The 16,591-nt window shown below is 74.3% G+C and carries 18 protein-coding genes and 1 pseudogene; 12 read left to right on the plus strand and 7 right to left on the minus strand.

What is annotated here, in order from left to right; all coding sequences use genetic code 11:
* The first annotated feature begins 12 nt into the window (after positions 1-12).
* The 7 genes and pseudogenes from ribA to ABTW95_RS17960 form a co-directional block, all read left to right on the plus strand.
* Complete coding sequence (gene ribA / locus ABTW95_RS17930; RefSeq protein WP_396445353.1) at positions 13-675, plus strand: GTP cyclohydrolase II; 663 nt, start codon at positions 13-15, stop codon at positions 673-675.
* Positions 675-1,481, plus strand: a complete 807-nt coding sequence (locus ABTW95_RS17935; protein WP_500226836.1) for a CDP-alcohol phosphatidyltransferase family protein — start codon at positions 675-677, stop codon at positions 1,479-1,481. Before ribA ends, ABTW95_RS17935 begins: the two co-directional genes overlap by 1 nt.
* Positions 1,438-2,409, plus strand: coding sequence for a zinc-dependent alcohol dehydrogenase (locus tag ABTW95_RS17940; protein WP_500226837.1), 972 nt, complete (start codon positions 1,438-1,440; stop codon positions 2,407-2,409). Before ABTW95_RS17935 ends, ABTW95_RS17940 begins: the two co-directional genes overlap by 44 nt.
* A 40-nt stretch (positions 2,410-2,449) precedes the next feature.
* Positions 2,450-2,848, plus strand: a complete 399-nt coding sequence (locus ABTW95_RS17945) for a 6-pyruvoyl trahydropterin synthase family protein (RefSeq protein ID WP_396445356.1) — start codon at positions 2,450-2,452, stop codon at positions 2,846-2,848.
* Positions 2,845-3,918 carry a glycosyltransferase family 4 protein gene (locus ABTW95_RS17950; RefSeq protein WP_500226838.1) on the plus strand — a complete coding sequence of 358 codons (1,074 nt, stop codon included), beginning with the start codon at positions 2,845-2,847 and terminating at the stop codon, positions 3,916-3,918. Before ABTW95_RS17945 ends, ABTW95_RS17950 begins: the two co-directional genes overlap by 4 nt.
* Positions 3,915-4,709 (plus strand): small ribosomal subunit Rsm22 family protein, encoded by a 795-nt coding sequence (locus ABTW95_RS17955; protein WP_396445358.1) that lies wholly within the window; start codon positions 3,915-3,917, stop codon positions 4,707-4,709. The genes ABTW95_RS17950 and ABTW95_RS17955 overlap by 4 nt, the downstream gene beginning before the upstream one ends.
* Positions 4,706-5,470 (plus strand): annotated as a pseudogene (locus tag ABTW95_RS17960) (lysylphosphatidylglycerol synthase transmembrane domain-containing protein); the annotation flags it as partial. The gene ABTW95_RS17955 and the pseudogene ABTW95_RS17960, both read left to right, overlap by 4 nt.
* Before the next feature lie 3 nt (positions 5,471-5,473).
* Here the strand turns inward: ABTW95_RS17960 and ABTW95_RS17965 are convergent.
* From ABTW95_RS17965 to ABTW95_RS17980, 4 genes are all read right to left on the minus strand, one after another.
* Complete coding sequence (locus tag ABTW95_RS17965; RefSeq protein ID WP_500226839.1) at positions 5,474-6,235, minus strand: creatininase family protein; 762 nt, start codon at positions 6,233-6,235, stop codon at positions 5,474-5,476.
* A 40-nt stretch (positions 6,236-6,275) separates the two neighbouring features.
* The gene (gene metX, locus ABTW95_RS17970; protein ID WP_500226879.1) at positions 6,276-7,424 is read right to left on the minus strand and encodes a homoserine O-acetyltransferase MetX; all 1,149 of its coding nucleotides are present in this window, start codon (positions 7,422-7,424) and stop codon (positions 6,276-6,278) included.
* A gap of 2 nt (positions 7,425-7,426) precedes the next feature.
* Positions 7,427-8,755: a bifunctional o-acetylhomoserine/o-acetylserine sulfhydrylase gene (locus ABTW95_RS17975; RefSeq protein ID WP_396445360.1), complete on the minus strand. Its 1,329-nt coding sequence runs from the start codon at positions 8,753-8,755 to the stop codon at positions 7,427-7,429.
* 334 nt (positions 8,756-9,089) lie between these two features.
* Positions 9,090-9,860, minus strand: coding sequence for a phosphatase PAP2 family protein (locus tag ABTW95_RS17980; protein ID WP_500226840.1), 771 nt, complete (start codon positions 9,858-9,860; stop codon positions 9,090-9,092).
* Positions 9,861-10,008: 148 nt separating this feature from the next.
* On the opposite strand from ABTW95_RS17980, the gene ABTW95_RS17985 reads away from it, so the two are divergent.
* From ABTW95_RS17985 to ABTW95_RS17995, 3 genes are read left to right on the plus strand one after another with little or no spacing between them, the layout of a single operon-like run.
* Positions 10,009-10,572 carry a DUF1349 domain-containing protein gene (locus tag ABTW95_RS17985; RefSeq protein WP_500226841.1) on the plus strand — a complete coding sequence of 188 codons (564 nt, stop codon included), beginning with the start codon at positions 10,009-10,011 and terminating at the stop codon, positions 10,570-10,572.
* 55 nt (positions 10,573-10,627) lie between these two features.
* Positions 10,628-11,593 (plus strand): alpha/beta hydrolase, encoded by a 966-nt coding sequence (locus ABTW95_RS17990; protein WP_396445363.1) that lies wholly within the window; start codon positions 10,628-10,630, stop codon positions 11,591-11,593.
* A 43-nt stretch (positions 11,594-11,636) separates the two neighbouring features.
* Positions 11,637-12,020 carry a VOC family protein gene (locus ABTW95_RS17995; RefSeq protein ID WP_396445364.1) on the plus strand — a complete coding sequence of 128 codons (384 nt, stop codon included), beginning with the start codon at positions 11,637-11,639 and terminating at the stop codon, positions 12,018-12,020.
* Between the two features lie 42 nt (positions 12,021-12,062).
* Here ABTW95_RS17995 and ABTW95_RS18000 read toward each other — a convergent pair whose 3' ends face one another.
* Together ABTW95_RS18000 and ABTW95_RS18005 are read right to left on the minus strand one after the other, a co-directional pair.
* Positions 12,063-12,590, minus strand: a complete 528-nt coding sequence (locus ABTW95_RS18000; RefSeq protein WP_396445365.1) for a DUF4352 domain-containing protein — start codon at positions 12,588-12,590, stop codon at positions 12,063-12,065.
* Entirely contained in the window at positions 12,587-12,850 is a 264-nt protein-coding gene (locus ABTW95_RS18005; RefSeq protein WP_500226842.1) for a YbaB/EbfC family nucleoid-associated protein, read from the minus strand. The genes ABTW95_RS18000 and ABTW95_RS18005 overlap by 4 nt, the downstream gene beginning before the upstream one ends.
* Positions 12,851-13,005: 155 nt before the next feature.
* Between ABTW95_RS18005 and ABTW95_RS18010 the strand changes: the two genes are divergently transcribed.
* On the plus strand, positions 13,006-13,425 hold the full coding sequence (locus tag ABTW95_RS18010; RefSeq protein ID WP_500226843.1) for a hypothetical protein: 420 nt from the start codon (positions 13,006-13,008) through the stop codon (positions 13,423-13,425).
* A 70-nt stretch (positions 13,426-13,495) separates the two neighbouring features.
* Here the strand turns inward: ABTW95_RS18010 and ABTW95_RS18015 are convergent, their stop codons facing one another.
* Positions 13,496-14,617, minus strand: coding sequence for an ROK family transcriptional regulator (locus ABTW95_RS18015; RefSeq protein WP_500226844.1), 1,122 nt, complete (start codon positions 14,615-14,617; stop codon positions 13,496-13,498).
* Between the two features lie 148 nt (positions 14,618-14,765).
* Here ABTW95_RS18015 and edd point away from each other — a divergent pair, with 148 nt between their 5' ends.
* Complete coding sequence (edd, locus tag ABTW95_RS18020; RefSeq protein ID WP_500226845.1) at positions 14,766-16,577, plus strand: phosphogluconate dehydratase; 1,812 nt, start codon at positions 14,766-14,768, stop codon at positions 16,575-16,577.
* The last annotated feature ends 14 nt before the right edge of the window (positions 16,578-16,591 follow it).

The raw sequence follows: 16,591 nt of genomic DNA on the forward strand, positions 1-16,591 counted from the left end.
GGAAGGGGAGCGATGCGCGAGCAGGGCATCGATCGCAATGACATCGCGGAGGCGGATCTGCGGACGAGGCGCGGGGTGTTCCGCGCCGTCGCGTTCCGCGACCCGGTCGACGGGCACGAGCACATGGCGCTGGTGCGCGGCGACGTCGGGGAGCGGGGGGACGTGCTCGTCCGGATGCACTCCGAGTGCATGACCGGCGACATCTTCGGCGCGACCCGCTGCGAGTGCGGGGACCAGCTCGGCGCGGCGCTGGACGCGATCGTCCGCGAGGGCGCCGGCGTCCTGGTCTACCTGCGCGGGCACGAGGGGCGCGGGATCGGCCTCGTCGCGAAGGTGCGCACCCACATCCTGCAGGACGACCAGGGCCTCGACACCGTCGACTCCGCGACCGCCATCGGGCTGCCGGTGGACGTCCGCGACTACGGCCCGGCCGCGCGGATCCTGCGGCACCTCGGCGTCCGGTCGGTGCGGCTGATGTCGAACAACCCGGACAAGGTCCGGGCCCTGGAGTCCTACGGGGTGGTCGTCGCGGCGCGGGTGCCGCTGCTCGTCCCCGTCAGCGACGACAACATCCGCTACCTCACCGCCAAGCGCGACCGCCTCGGCCACGACCTGCCCCAGCTGGACGCCGCCGCCGCAGTCCTCGGTGAGGCGCCGGTCAGCGAGGTGCGCTGATGACCCGGCCGATGACGCTGACGCGGCCCGCGCTCCAGGCGCACGTGCCGCTGCCGCGCCGGCCCCGGCTGACCCGCGGCCCCGAGCTGGGTCTCGCGGTGGCGGCGCAGCTCGCGCTGCTGGCGGTGCTTCGTCCCGGCCACGCGGGCCTGGCCGTGGGCGTCGGATACACGCTGGCGTCGTGGGCGGTCCTCGCCCGTGCGTTCCGCGGCAGGCGCGCGCTCGGACCGGCCGACCACGTGACGCTGGCCCGGGTCGTGCTCACCGGAGGTGTCGCGGCGCTGGTCGCGGGGCATCTTGCCGGTGCGGGGCACACCGCGGCGCTGGTCGCGGTCGCGTCGGCCGCGCTCGTCCTGGACGGGGTCGACGGGCAGGTCGCCCGCCGCACCGGGACGGTGTCCAAGCTCGGCGCGCGGTTCGACATGGAGGCCGACGCGCTCCTCGTGCTGGTGCTGAGCGTCGAGGTCGCGTGGACGGCGGGGGCCTGGGTGCTGGCGATCGGCGCCATGCGGTACGCGTTCGGCGCGGCGGCCTGGGCGGCGCCGTGGCTGCGCGCGGACCTGCGCCCGAGCGTCGCGCGCAAGGCCGTCGCGGTGGTGCAGGGCGTGGTGCTCGTCGTGGCCGCGTCGGGCCTCGTCCCGTACGCGGGCCTGCTGGTGGCGGCGGCGCTCGCGCTGCTGGTGTGGTCGTTCGGCCGGGACGTGCGGTGGCTGTTCGCGCGGCGCGACCGGCGCGGGGACGCGGTTCGGGGGAGGGGCACGGATGGAGCGCGACGCGCGCGCCTTCTGGATCCGGTCGCCCGGTAAGGGGGAGATCCGCGATCTCGTCCTGCCGGAGCCGGGGCCCGGCGAGGCGGTCGTCCGCACGCTGTACTCGGGCGTGAGCCGCGGCACGGAGGCGATCGTGTTCCGCGGCGGCGTCCCGCCGAACCAGCACGCGATCATGCGGGCGCCGTTCCAGGACGGGACGTTCCCGGGCCCGGTCAAGTACGGGTACCTGAACGTCGGCGTGGTCGAGCAGGGCCCGCCCGAGCTGGCCGGGCGCACGGTGTTCTGCCTGTACCCGCACCAGACCCGGTACGTGGTGCCGGCGAGCGCGGTCAGCGTCGTCCCGGACGACGTGCCGCCGGGCCGCGCCGTCCTCGCCGGGACCGTGGAGACCGCGGTCAACGCGCTGTGGGACGCGGCGCCGCTGGTCGGCGACCGCATCGCCGTGGTGGGCGCCGGGATGGTCGGCTGCTCGGTCGCCGGGGTCCTCGCGGGGTTCCCGGGCGGCCGCGTCCAGCTGGTCGACACCGACCCGTCCCGGGCGGCCGTCGCGGAGGCGCTCGGCGTGGAGTTCGCCCCGCCGGAGCGGGCGGCGGGCGGCTGCGACCTGGTCGTCCACGCGAGCGCGACCGAGGCGGGGCTGGCGCGGTCGCTGGAGCTGCTCGCGCCGGAGGGGCAGGTCGTCGAGCTGAGCTGGTACGGCGACCGGCGGGTCGGTGTCCCGCTGGGGGAGTTCTTCCACTCGCGGCGGCTCACGATCCGGGGCAGCCAGGTCGGCGCGGTGCCGCCGTCCCGCCGGGCGGGCCGGACGTTCGCCGACCGGCTCGCGCTGGCGCTGCGGTTCCTCGCGAACCCCGCCTTCGACTCGCTCATCACCGGGGAGAGCCCGTTCGCCGAGCTGCCGGAGCTGATGCCGCGGCTGGCGGGCGGGGAGCTCCCCGCGCTCTGCCATCGGATCGTCTACTGACCCGGATCTTCTACTCGGATCTCTCTGGAGGAGGACGCTGTTGTTCGGTATCACCGTCCGCGACCACGTCATGATCGCGCACAGCTTCCGCGGCGAGGTCTTCGGGCCCGCGCAGCGGCTGCACGGCGCCACGTACGTGGTGGACGCGACGTTCCGCCGGGCCGATCTCGACCCGGACGGGCTCGTCGTCGACATCGGGCTCGCCACCCGCGAGCTGGGCGAGGTCCTGGGCGGGCTGAACTACCGCAACCTGGACGACGAGCCGGACTTCGCCGGGGTCAACACTTCGACGGAGTTCCTCGCCAAGGTCATCGCCGACCGGCTCGCCGACCGGGTCCGCGCCGGCGCGCTGGGCGAGAACGCGCGCGGCCTGTCCGGCATCACGGTGACGCTGCACGAGTCGCACGTCGCCTGGGCCAGTTACGAGCGCGACCTATGACCGCCCCGGAGATCCGCGTCGTCGTCCCCGGCGGCATCGACGACACCGCCGCCCCGAGCGGCGGCAACCGCTACGACCGGCGGCTGTGCGACGAGCTCGCCGCGTCCGGGCGCCCCGTCCGCGAGGTGGCGGTGCCGGGCGCGTGGCCGCGCCCGGACGAGCGGGACCGGGACGGCCTCGCCCGCGCCCTCGCCGAGTTCCCGGACGGGGCCGTCGTCCTCATCGACGGGCTGGTGGCGTGCGGGGTGCCGGACGTCGTCGTGCCGGAGGCGGGACGGCTGCGGATGGCGGTCCTGGTCCACCTCCCGCTGGCGGACGAACCCGGGCAGGCCGACCTGAACGCCGGCGAACGGAAGGTCCTGGAGTCGGCCGGGGCGGTCGTCGCGACCAGCCCCTGGGCCAAGGACCATCTCATCGCCCACCACGGGCTCGACCCGTCCCGCGTCCACGCGGTCGTCCCGGGCACCGACCCGGCGCCGCTCGCGTCCGGCACCGACGGCGCGACCCGCCTGCTGTGCGTGGCGTCGGTGACCCCGCGCAAGGGCCACGACGTCCTGGTGGAGGCGCTGTCCACGATCACGCACCTGCCCTGGCACTGCGAATGCGTCGGCCCCCTCGGCGGCGACCCCGGCTACGTGACCAAGCTGCGCCGGAGCATCGGCGGGCACGACCTCGACGGCCGCGTCGAACTGCGGGGGCCGCTCACCGGGAAGCGGCTGGACGACGCCTACGCCGCCGCGGACGTCCTCGTCCTCGCCTCCCGCGCCGAGACGTTCGGGATGGTGGTGACCGAGGCGCTCGCGCGCGGCGTCCCCGTCGTCGCGACGTCGGTGGACGGCGTCCCCGACACGCTCGGCTGGGACCCGACCGGCGCCGTCCCCGGCCTCCTCGTCCCGCCGGACGACCCCGGCGCGCTGGCCGCGGCGCTGCGCCGCTGGCTCGTCGAACCCGAGCTGCGGGGGCGCCTGCGCGCCGCCGCCCGGCTGCGCCGCGGCATGCTGCCCGGCTGGAACGACACGGCCCGCCGCATGGCGACCGTCCTGTCCCGGCTGCGGAGGGAGGCGCGATGAGCTACGACCCCGACTGGCTCGCGCTCCGGGAGGGCGCCGACGCCGCCGCCCGCGCCGCCGAACTGCTCGACCCGCTGCGCGCCGCGCTCCCGCCGGACGAGCCGCTGGTCATCTGGGACCTCGGCTGCGGCACCGGCTCGCTCGGCCGCTGGCTGTCCGGGCGGCTGCGCGGCCCGCAGCACTGGATCCTGCAGGACCGCGACCCCGCGCTGCTCGACCTGGCCCGCGCCTCCGCCTACACCACCGCCGACGGGCTGCCCGCGACGGTCGAGACGCGCGCCGGCGACCTGGCCGGGCTGCGCGCGTCCGACCTGGTCGGCGCGTCGCTCGTCACCGCGTCGGCGCTGCTGGACGTGCTCACCGCCGCCGAGATCGAGACGATCGCGGCCGCGGCCGGCTGCCCGGCGCTGCTCACCCTGTCGGTCGTCGGCCGCGTCCGGCTCACCCCGTCCGAGCCGCTCGACGCCGTGTTCGCCGCCGCCTTCGACGCCCACCAGCGCCGCGGCGGCCGGCTCGGACCGGACGCCGTCACCGCCGCGATCAAGGCGTTCGGGCGCCGCGGCGCGACCGTCGTCACCCGGCCGAGCCCGTGGCGGCTCGGCCCCGGCCAGTCCGCGCTCACCGAGGCGTGGCTGCGCGGCTGGGTCGGCGCCGCCGTCGAGCAGGACCCGGATCTGGCCGGGATCGCGGACGGCTACCTGGAGCGCCGCCTCGCCGAGTGCGCCGCGGGCCGCCTCTCCGCCGAAGTCCACCACCTGGACCTGCTCGCCATACCTGGGGGAACATCATGAAGCGGCTCTGGCCCTGGGGGCGCCTGCTCATCGGCCTGGGCATCCTCGGCGCGCTGCTGTGGTGGCACAGCACGGACGCGTTCGTGGCGGCGTTCCGCTCCATCGACCCCGGAGCCGTCGTCCTGGCGCTCGCCATCGGGCTCGTCACCACGGCGCTCAGCGCGGCCCGCTGGCGGCTGGTCGCCCGGCGCCTCGGCCTGCACCTGCCGCTGGCCGGCGCCGTCACCGACTACTACCGGTCCCAGTTCCTCAACGCCGTGCTGCCCGCGGGCGTCCTCGGGGACGTGCACCGGGCGGTGAGCCACGGCCACCGGTCCGGTGACGTCGCCCGCGGCGTGCGGGCCGTGTTCCTCGAACGGATCGCCGGCCAGGGCGTCGCCATCGTCGCCGGGGTCGCCGCCCTGTTCGCCTACCCGGCCCTGCTGTCGGCGATGGCCCCGGCCCTCATCCCGGTGGGGATCGTCCTGGTCGCGCTGCCGGTGCTGTGCCGCTGGCGGCATCCCGCCCTGGCGTCCACGTTCAGCGACCTGCGCGCCGCCGCGCGCGCCTGGCCGGGCGTCGTCGGCCTGTCGGCCGCGGCGCTGGGCGGCCACCTGGCGCTGTTCGTCGTCGCGGCCCGCCTGGCGGGCGCGACGGCGCCGGTCCTCACCCTGCTGCCGCTGATGCTGCTCGCGCTGCTGGCGATGGTGCTGCCCGTCAACGTCGGCGGCTGGGGGCCGCGCGAGGCCGTCCTCGCGCTGGCGTTCGGCGCGGCCGGGCTCGGCTCAGCGCAGGGCCTGACCGTCTCCGTCGTGTACGGGGTGCTGAGCTTCGTCGCCTGCCTGCCCGGCGCCGCGACCCTGCTGCTGAAGCACCGCGAGGACGTCCCCGAACGCCGCGACAAGGCTCCGCAGCGCGTCCCGGCCCTTGCCGGCGCGGGCCAGTGAGGGCCGCCCGATGACGCCCGACCGGGTGTAGGCGGCCATCCCGGCCGTCAGCAGATGCCGCCGGTCGCCGGCCAGGTGGTCGGCGGTGTCGTACCCGTCCCTGAGCAGCTCGGGATGCGCGTGCAGCAGGATCGACGCCTCAAGCTCGCCGGCGTGCATGTCGCCGTCCCCGGACGTCTCGACGCCCGCCGCCCGCCGCGCGTCCTCCCAGTCGTCGAAGCCCGGGAACAGCGCCATGTCGCCGTGCGCCTCCTGCACGACGTTGCCGAGGACGTAGTTGCCGCCGTGCCCGTTGACCAGCACGAGCTTCGGCACCCCGGTCCTGCGCAGCGACCCGGCGACGTCCCGGACCACCGCGTGCAGCGTCGCGGCCGAGATGCTCACCGTCCCGGGCCAGCCGGCGTGCTCGTGCGAGCAGGAGATCGTCACGGGCGGCAGCAGCCGCACCGGGTGCGCCTTCGCGATCTCCTCCGCGAGCGTGCAGGCGATCACCGTGTCCGTCGCGAGCGGCAGGTACGGCCCGTGCTGCTCGAAGCTGCCCACCGGCAGCACCGCCACGGGGACGTCCGGGACCTCGGCGCTCGTATGCATCGGCAACATGCCCCAACTCTGCCGCATCCCGCCGCGGCCCGGCGCCGGCTCACCCGCCGAGCAGCTCCCGGACGAGCCCGCCGACCTGCCCGGTCTCGGTGAGGAACCCGTCGTGCCCGGACGGCGACTCGATCACCCGCGGCCGGTCCGCGCCCGGGATGCCGGCCGCCAGCTCCTCCTGCTGGCGCAGCGGGTAGAGCCGGTCGGAGTCGACCCCGGCCACCAGCGTCCGCGCCGTCACCCGGCGCAGCGCGGCGGCCGTCCCGCCCCGCCCGCGGCCGACGTCGTGGCCGTTCATCGCCTCGGTCAGCACCACGTAGCTGCCCGCGTCGAAGCGCCCCACCAGCTTCCCCGCGTGGTGGTCGAGGTAGGACTCCACCTGGTAGCGCCCGCGCCGCCACGGGTCCTCGCCGTCCTGCGGCCGGCGGCCGAAACGGGCCTGCAGCTCCGGCTCGCTGCGGTAGGTGATGTGGGCGAGCCTGCGGGCCGTGCCGAGGCCGGCGTGCGGGCCGTCCCCCGGCGCGGCGTCGTGGTAGTCGCCGCCGCGCCAGCCCGGGTCCGACCGGATGGCGTGCAGCTGCACGCTCGCCATCGCGATCTGCTCGGCGCTCGCCGCCGCCGCGGTGGCGAGCAGCAGCAGCGACGCCGTGCGCTCCGGATGCGTCACCGCCCACTCCAGGGCGCGCATGCCGCCCATCGACCCGCCGGCCACCATCGCCCAGCGGCCGATGCCGAGCTCGTCCGCCAGCCGCGCCTCGGCGGCGACCATGTCGCGCTGCGTCAGGTACGGGAACGACCCTCCCCAGGGCCGGCCGTCCGGGCGGCGCGAGGCCGGCCCGGTGCTGCCCTGGCAGCCGCCCAGCACGTTGGGGGCGACGATGAACCACCGGTCGGTGTCCAGCGGGCGGCCCGGCCCGACCAGGCCGTCCCACCAGCCGGGCGTGGGATGACCCGGCCCGGCCGGCCCGGCGACGTGGCTGTCCCCGGTGAGGGCGTGCAGCACCAGCACCGCGTTGGAGGCGTCGGGGGCGAGCCGCCCCCAGGTCTCGTACGCGAGCCGCACGCCGGGCAGCGCGCCGCCGGCCTCCAGCGGCAGCGGGCCGTGCAGGGCGAACCACTGCCGCCGCCCGGGCGGGTCCCCCTCCCGCCAGGCCCCGGAGGCCGGCGGGAGGGAGACCGGTGCGGTCTCGGCGCCGATGCTCAGGACGCTCCCTTCGCCGCGCGGAAGCCGGCCTCCAGGTCCGCCTTGAGGTCGGCGACGCTCTCGATCCCGATGCACAGCCGGACCAGGCCGGGGGTGACGCCGGCGGCGGCCAGCTCGGCCTCGTTGAGCTGGCTGTGCGTGGTGGACGCCGGGTGGATGATCAGGCTGCGCACGTCCCCGATGTTGGCCAGGTGGCTGAACAGCTGGACGCCCTCCACGAACCGCCGTCCCGCCTCGCTGCCGTCGCGCAGCTCGAAGCACACGATGGCGCCCGTGCCGCGCGGCAGGTACCGCTCGGCGGCCCCGTTCCACGGGCTGGACGCGAGCCCCGGGTAGTGGACGGCCGACACCTCCTCGCGCCGCTCCAGCCACCGGGCCAGCTCCAGCGCGCTCGCGGACTGCCGCTCCATCCGCAGGCTGAGCGTCTCCACGCCCTGCAGCAGCAGGAACGCCGAATGCGGCGCGATGGCGGGGCCGAGGTCGCGCAGCAGCTGGACGCGCAGCTTGATCCCGTAGGCGCCGGGGCCGAGCGCCGGCCAGTACCGCAGGCCGTTGTAGCTCGGGTCCGGCTCGGTGAAGTCGGGGAACCGCTCGGGGTGCGCCCCGAAGTCGAACGTTCCGCCGTCGACCACGACGCCCGCGATGGTGGTGCCGTGCCCGCCGATGAACTTGGTCGCCGAGTGCACCACGATGTCGGCGCCGTGCTCGATCGGCCGCACCAGGTACGGCGTCGCGATCGTGTTGTCCACGATCAGCGGGACGCCCGCGGCGTGCGCGACGTCGGCGACGCCCCGGATGTCCAGCACGTTGCCGCGCGGGTTGCCGATGCTCTCGGCGAACAGCGCCTTGGTGTCCGGCCGGATCGCGGCGCGCCAGGCGTCCAGGTCGTCGGGATCCTCGATGAAGGAGACCTCGATGCCGAACTTCGGCAGGGTGTGCTGGAACAGGTTGTGCGTCCCGCCGTAGATCGTCGAGCTGGACACGATGTGGTCGCCGGCGCGCGCCAGGTTCCAGATCGCCATCGACTCCGCGGCCTGCCCCGAGGCCACCGCGACCGCGCCGACCCCGCCCTCCAGCGCCGCGATGCGCTTCTCGAAGGCGTCCTGCGTCGGGTTCATGATGCGCGTGTAGATGTTGCCCGGCTCGGCGAGCGAGAACAGGTTCGCGGCGTGCTCGGTGTCGCGGAAGACGAACGACGTCGTCTGGTAGATCGGCACCGCCCGCGCGCCGGTGGCCGGGTCGGGCTCGGCGCCGGCGTGCACCTGCTTGGTCTCGAACGACCAGCCGGCCTCGGCGGACGTGGCGGGGTCGGCGTGTTCACTCATGGCTCTCCTAGGACTGGGGCGAGGAAGAAAGGGGTTTCCTGCCGGTCCGGCGCATCACGGCCGTGCGGATGCGGTGGGCGCGGGTCGACGGGCGCCGGGGGCGCGCGGCGCGGGCGCGCCGGGCTCGCGGGACGGCGCCGGGCAGGGCGGCGGCGTCAGCGCGTCGTGCGGCGACAAGCGCAGCTGGTGACGCGCCCGTAGTCGACATTGCGGCGCGCCACGAGCATGGTCATTCGGGCAGTTTATCCTGGTCAGGACGGTTCTCCCGAGTAACGTGCATCACAGCCGAACGGGATTCGCCCTGCCCCCGCCGCGGAGGCGCCGGGCCGCCCGCTCAGGCGGCGACGAGTTCCTCGTCGCGCTCGTCGCGAGCCTGGAGCGGGGCGGCGGTCACCGGGACCGGCCGCCGCCGCGCCCGCCCGGCCGCCGCGACCAGCGCCATGGAGCCGGCGAGCAGGAAGGCGGCCACGATCCCGTCCAGCCAGTAGTGGTTGGCCGTCACGACCACCACGAGGACCGTGACCGGAGCGTGCAGCGCGACGACCCACCGCCAGCGGCTCCGCGACGTCCTGACCACCGCGACCGCGACGAGCAGCGCCCAGCCGACATGCAGCGACGGCATCGCCGCGTACTGGTTCGCGATCCCGTCGGCCGCCGCCGGATAGGCCGACGGCCCCACGGCCAGCATCGTGTCGACGGCCCCGACGCCCGCCAGCCGCGGCGGCGCGAGGGGGAACAGCGTGTGCACGACCAGGCCCGCCGCCGTCAGCACCACCAGCTCGTTGCGCACCCTGCCGTAGGAGGGGCGGTGCCGTACGTACAGCCAGACCAGCAGCAGCGCCGTCCCGGGGAAGTGGACGCCCACGTAGTAGACGTTGGCCAGGAAGGCCGTGTGGTCCCACCCGAGCGCCCACCGCTGGAGATCGATCTCGCTGGGCAGCCATTGTCGCTCGAAGCCCCACAGCCGGTGCGCGTTCGCCATCGCCTGGCCGGGGCCGTGCTCGATGACCGTCCGCCCCCACTTGTAGAAGGCGAACAGGATCGCGAGCAGCCCGGCCTCGGTCGCCAGCGGGCGCAGCCTGCCCGTTATCGTCCCGCTCGCCATCGCGTGCCCCCTCCGTGCCGGTCGTCGTCCAATCACAACCCTCGCGTCCGACACTTCCGGGGACGATGGGCCCAGCCACCCGGTGGCGGGAGGAAAGGTCCATGGAAGAGGGTGGAGCTAACCCCACCCGTTCCGTAGATTTCGGGACATGATCTCCGGTGAATGGCTCAACCGGCCTCCCGCGTCCACCCAGGACGGACCGGCGCTCCTCGTCACCGCCGAGAAGGGCAGCGACTTCTGGCGGACGACGGCCTACGGCTACGACCGCGACAGCGGCCACGCCCTCCTGTCGCCCCTCGGCCCCGAGGCCGCGATCGAGGTCTCGTTCGTCGCCGACTACGACCAGCAGTTCGACCAGGCGGGCGTCCTCGTGCGCCTGGACGAGGAGACCTGGATCAAGGCGGGCGTCGAGTACTGCGACGGGGTCCTCCAGCTCGGCGCGGTCGTCACGCACAAGGCCTCGGACTGGTCGTCGGCCCCCGTCCCGTGGACGGGACGCGAGGTGACGCTCCGGGCCAGCCGCTCGGGCGACGCGGTGACGATCCGGGCGCGCGCCGGCTCCGACCCGTGGCGGATGATCCGCCTGGCCCCCTTCCCGCCGGGCGTCCCGGCGACGGCCGGGCCCTACTGCTGCGCCCCCGAACGCGACGGCCTCACCGTGCGCTTCACCCGCGTGTCCATGGGCCCGCCGGACGAGACGCTGCACAGCTAGATACCCAAGCACTTACTTGGTATCCTCCCGTCGGCGACCGACGGGAGGACGGCACATGGCGCTCGCACCGGTGATCGAGGAACGCGCGGGCTGCGGCCCGGCCGCCCGGGCGGCCGCCCGCATCGCCCGCCGGCTCGTCCGCCCGCTCGTCGCCCGCCTCCCGTGGACCCCGGTCACGCTGCGCCTCGCCCCGCTGATCGACCTGGGCGCCGCGCTGCTGCTCCCGCCGCGCGGCACGAAGGTCACCAAGGTCCGGAACCTCGGCTGCGGGGCCGAGTGGGTCCGCGGCCGCGGCGTGCCCGCGGACTCCCGCCGGGCGATCCTCTACTTCCACGGCGGCGGCTTCGTCGCCTGCGGCCTGCGCACCCACCGCCGCATGATCGCCCGCATCTCGCAGGCCGCCGGCATGCCCGTCCTCTCCGTCGCCTACCGCATGCCGCCGCGCGTCCCCATCCGGACCACGATCGACGACTGCGTGGCCGCCTACCGCTGGCTCCTCGAAACCCGCGCGCCCGGCGACATCGTGATCGCCGGCGACTCGGCGGGCGGCTACCTCGCCTTCATGGCCCCGCTGCACGCCCTGCGCGCCGGCCTGCCCCGCCCCGCCGGCATCGCCGCGCTGTCCCCGTTCACCGACCTGGACATCGCCCCCAAGATCGCGCACGCCAACGCCCCGCTCGACCCGTTCATCCCGGCCCCGCGCATGTGGGACATGGTCCGCACCTGCTTCCCGGACGCCGAGTACACCGACCCCTGGCTGAGCCCCGTCCACGCCGACCTCGGCGGGCTGCCGCCCACGCTCATCCAGGCCGGCTCCATCGAGGTGATCCGCGCCGACGCCGAGCTCATGGCCGAACGCCTCGGCGCCGCGGACGTGCCCTGCACCCTCCAGATCTGGGAGGGCCAGATGCACGTCTTCCAGATCTTCGCCGACATCTCCCGCGAGGGCCTGCTCGCCATCAAGGAGATAGGCGCCTTCGCCCGCTCGGCCACCGCCGGCGCCCACTCCCAAGCCGCCTGACGAGCGCCCGGAATCCCCGATCTTGATCGGTTAGGGTGCCACCATGCACCGCAGCCGCCTGGTCGGAATCCTCATCGACACCCCCGCCGCGCAGGCGGGCGCGGAAGCGGACTTCTGGTCCGCGGCGCTCGGCGCCGAGCCCTACCCCGCGCCGGGCGAGGAGCAGTTCACCGTCCTGGTCGGCGCCGCCGAGAACCTGTTCACCGTCGTCCAGGCGGTCGACGACGGCGGCCCGCGCTACCACGTCGACATCGAGACCGACGACGTGGAGGCGGAGGCCGCCCGCCTGACCGCACTGGGCGCGGAACCGGTGTCGAGCTGGAAGGAGGCCCGCACGCTGCGCACGCCCGGCGGCCACCTGCTCTGCGTGGTCCCGGTCCACAGCGCCCCCGAGACCTTCGCCGCCTCAGCCCGAACCTGGCCCTGACCCGCTGCACGCCGCTGGTCTGCCGAGGGCAGAACCCGCCCTTCAGAGGTCGATGCGGGCCTTGCCTTCGCCGGATATATCGACCCCTATCTCCAACTGCACGGGAGTCGCGCTGCTCGATATGTCGAAGAGCAGTGTCCCACTGTAGTGTTCGGCCGCCGGTACACGATCGGGAAGGGCATGCCCGCCGGATTTCCCTAGAGCCCACTCGACGCTGTAGTTCGCGTTACCGGCGTACAGGCCCGCATTCCATGATGCCGTCGAGTCGCTCGGATTGCGGACTTCCAGGGTGAGTTCGCAGAACTGCCCGTTCTCCGGTCTCTCCCGGGGCACGCCCGGCGCCGCGGAAAGCCCGCAGCGGACGCCGGTCAGACGGTACGCGAGCGTGCCGTCGGTCACCTCCTGCCTCATCCCTCCGCTGCGCGGAAGGTCCGGCCCGTCGTCACCGGAGAAGAAGATCACATAGGCGAGGAAGGCCAGGCTGAGGGAGGTGATGATGAACGACCCCAGCCTCAGCGGGAAGTCCCACCGCGGCCTGGTACGGGCTGCGCGCTCGGCGGGGACCATCATGCCCTCGGAGCGCAGCCCCGGGACAGCCCCGTGGGGTGCCCCCTGGTGATCTCCGCTACTTTCCGCTCGACATCCTGTCGAGCGGCGGTGACCGCAGTGACCATATCGGCCGCAAGGACCTCGGACCCCTTGTCGGCGTATTCGCGCGGGCTTACCTCGACCGAGCGGACGCTGCCACGTGAGTCGCACACCACTGTTACCAGGCCATCGGAGGATCGGCCGGTGAGATCCAGATCGGGTATCGCCCTTGATTCGCTCATCGCTGATCGTCCACCCAGAGTCCGGGATTATTCAGGTCCGCCTTCACCGTGTGAGCAGTGACGTTACCCTTTTCTTGAGGCTCTTGATGTCGTGGAACGGCTTGGTTCCGCTCCAATCCTTCAGGGTGCCGCCGAAGACGCCGAAGAGAGCGGAGATGGCGCTGACGATCACGCCGGCCGCGCCGACCGCCCCGGACATGGCGGCAGCAGCTGCAATTTCGGTTCTGACCTGCTGTGATCATCGGGTGGCCCGGCCGGTGGCAGACGATGCCGGAGGATCCGGTGGGCCGGGCGGCGTGGAGGTGCAAGCGGGTGGAGATCCGACGGCGGTTCGGGGCCCGGCTGGAGGGGCTTCGCCCAAACAAGCGCCCCTCGAGAGATGGCAGGCCACTCCCATCACGATCACCGGAGTCCCCGGCAATCCAGCAAGCGAAGAGGGCACCGTCCGCACATACGGCTGCGGCATCTGGGCCATGATCCCCGAACTCGCCCCCGGCCCGCACAAAGTGGCCATCCGCGGCACCAGCGGCAATTTCCGCACCTCAGTGAACTACGACCTGACCATAGCCTCCTAGCCGCAGTATTCGTGTCCTGCGGCACTGCATCGCCGGCGAGTTCGTGGGCGCGTTAGAGCGCTTCAGTTGGTTACGGGGTGGCGTCTATGGCCTCGGGGGAGAGGATGTTCGTCAGGACCATCGCGGCGCAGCCCGTCAGGCCCGCCTGCTCGCCCAGGCGGCTCGGTTCTATGCGCAGGTTGCGGGTGGCCAGGGCTGTGGAGCGCTGGTAGACGGTCTCGCGGAGGCCCGCTATCAGGGGTTCGTCGGCGCCCACCAGGTCGCCGCCGAGGATCACCAGGGCGGGGTTCAGGAGGTTGACGGCGGTCGCGACGACCTCGCCGATGCGGCGGCCGGCGTCGCGGAGGAGGGCGACGGTCGCCGGGTCGCCGGAGCGGGCCAGGGCGGCGAGGCCGGGCAGGTCGTGCGCCGGTGAGCGGGCCAGGAGGGCGGTGCCGCCGGCGATCGCCTCGACGCAGTTGACGTTGCCGCAGCGGCAGGGGGCGTCGAGGTCGGACGGGACGGGCACGTGGCCGATCTCGCCGGCCGCGCCGAGCGCGCCCCGCTGGATGCGGCCGCCCGCGATGACGCCCGCGCCGATGCCGGTGGAGACCTTGACGAACAGGAGGTCGTCCACGCCGGGGTGGGCCCGGTGCTCGCCGAGGGCGGCGGCGTTGACCTCGTTGTCCAAGTAGGCGGGGACGCCGAAGCGGTCGGAGATCGGGCCGGTGATCTCCACGGCGTCCCAGCGGCCGGCGGCGTGCTCGACCGCGTCCGGGACGCCGAGGCCGGCGCCGCGGATCGACGACTCGTCGATGCCGGCCGAGGAGAGGAGCGACGTCCACTCGTCGAGGAGGCGGGGGAGGGTCTTGCCCGGGGACGTCTCCGCCGGGGGGCCGTCGGTGCGCGCGAGGATCGTCCCGGCGAGGTCGCAGACCGCCAGCTGCCCGCGGGACTGGCCGAGGTTCGCGACGAGGACCGTGCCGCCGGCGGCGTTGAACTCCAGGCGGGCCGGGGGCCGGCCGCCGGTCGACGGGCCGGCCGCGCGCTCGGCCACGAGGCCCCGGGAGATCAGGGACGCCACGCGGGACGCCACCGCGGGACGGGACAGGCCGGTGATGCGGCCCAGGTCGGCGCGGGTGGCGACGCCGTCCTCGCGGATCAGGCGCAGGATGTCGCCGGCCGTTGAGGGACGGTTGACGGGGCGGGCCATCAGGCCAGTCAAGCATGGTCTTGTTCGGTGCGTCCAGTTGGCACAAGAGGCGGACTTTTGTTAGTTGAAGTTCATAAGTGGGTTGAACGGATGACCTATGTCTCGGTAGCTTGCTGATCGAGACACCACCCCTGGTCTGGAGCGTCCAATGCCCGTACATCCCGCGCTGGAGGCAGTGACCCGGCGCGTCGCCGAACGGAGCGCCGAAACGCGCGGCGCGTACCTGAGCCGGATCCGGGACGCCCGGACGGAAGGCCCGGTGCGCACCGGCATGGGCTGCGCGAACCTCGCCCACGGCTTCGCGGCGTGCGGCGTCCAGGACAAGCTGTGGCTCCGCGGCGACGTCACGCCGAACATCGCGATCGTGTCGGCCTACAACGACATGCTCTCCGCGCACCAGCCGCTGCAGGACTACCCCGACATCCTGAAGGGCGCGATCCGGTCCGCGGGCGGGACGGCGCAGTTCGCCGGGGGCGTGCCCGCGATGTGCGACGGCATCACGCAGGGCCGCGCCGGCATGGAGATGTCGCTGTTCAGCCGGGACGTGGTGGCGATGGCGACGGCCGTGGCGCTGTCGCACGACATGTTCGACGGCGCGCTGCTGCTCGGCGTCTGCGACAAGATCGTCCCCGGGCTGGTGATCGGCGCGCTGTCGTTCGGGCACCTGCCGGTGATCCTGGTGCCGGCCGGGCCGATGGCGTCCGGGCTGCCGAACGGGGAGAAGGCGAAGGTCCGCAAGCAGTTCGCGGCCGGGGAGATCGGGCGCGACCGGCTCCTCGCCGCCGAGGCCGCGTCCTACCACTCGCCCGGCACCTGCACCTTCTACGGGACGGCCAACTCCAACCAGATGCTGATGGAGGTCATGGGCCTGCACCTGCCGGGGGCGAGCTTCGTCCCGCCGGGCACGAAGCTGCGGGACGCCCTGACCGAGGCGGCCGGCCGGCGCATCCTGAAGATCACGAACCTGGCGGACGAGTACACGCCGGTCGGCGAGCTGCTGGACGAGCGCGCGTTCGTGAACGGCATCGTCGCCCTGCTCGCCACGGGCGGCTCCACCAACCACACGCTGCATCTCGTCGCGATGGCCGCGGCGGCGGGCATCGAGCTGGCCTGGGACGACTTCGACGAGCTGTCCGCGGTGACGCCGCTGCTGACCCGGCTCTACCCGAACGGGACCGCCGACGTGAACCACTTCCACGCGGCGGGCGGCACCGCGTTCCTCATCGGCGAGCTGATCGACGCGGGGCTCCTGCACCCGGACGCGCGCACGGTCGGCGGCGGCGCCCTCGACGAGTACCGCAAGGTCCCGGAGTTCGCCGGCGGCAAGGCCGAGTGGCGGGAGACCGTGACCGAGTCGGGCGATCCGGGCGTCCTGCGCCCGGTGGCGGAGCCGTTCGACACGCACGGCGGCCTGCGCACCGTGCGCGGCAACCTCGGCCGGGCGGTCATCAAGGTGTCGGCGGTGCGGCCGGAGCACCGGGCGATCGAGGCCCCGGCCCGCGTGTTCGGCTCGCAGGAGGAGCTCCAGGAGGCGTTCGCCGCCGGGGAGCTGGACCGGGACGTGGTGGCGGTCGTCCGCAACCAGGGCCCGCGCGCCAACGGGATGCCGGAGCTGCACCGGCTCACCCCGCCGCTGTCGGTCCTGCAGGACCGCGGCCACCGGGTCGCGCTCGTCACGGACGGTCGCATGTCGGGCGCCTCGGGGGCGGTGCCCGCCGCGATCCACGTGTCGCCGGAGGCGGCCGCGGGCGGCCCGCTCGCCCGCGTCCGCGACGGCGACGTCGTCCGGCTCGACGCCGACGGGGGAGTGCTGGAGGTCCTCGTCCCGGACGAGGAGTTCGCCGCCCGCGAGCCCGCCCCCGGCGCCCCCGAGCAGACCTACGGCACGGGACGCGAGCTGTTCCAGGCGTTCCGCAACGCGGTCGGCCCGGCCGAGCGAGGCGCGGGAGTCTTCACATGAGCGCAGCGGACCGG

The sequence above is a fragment of the Spirillospora sp. NPDC127506 genome (assembly GCF_040302145.1).
In the GTDB taxonomy this organism is placed as follows: Bacteria; Actinomycetota; Actinomycetes; order Streptosporangiales; family Streptosporangiaceae; genus Spirillospora.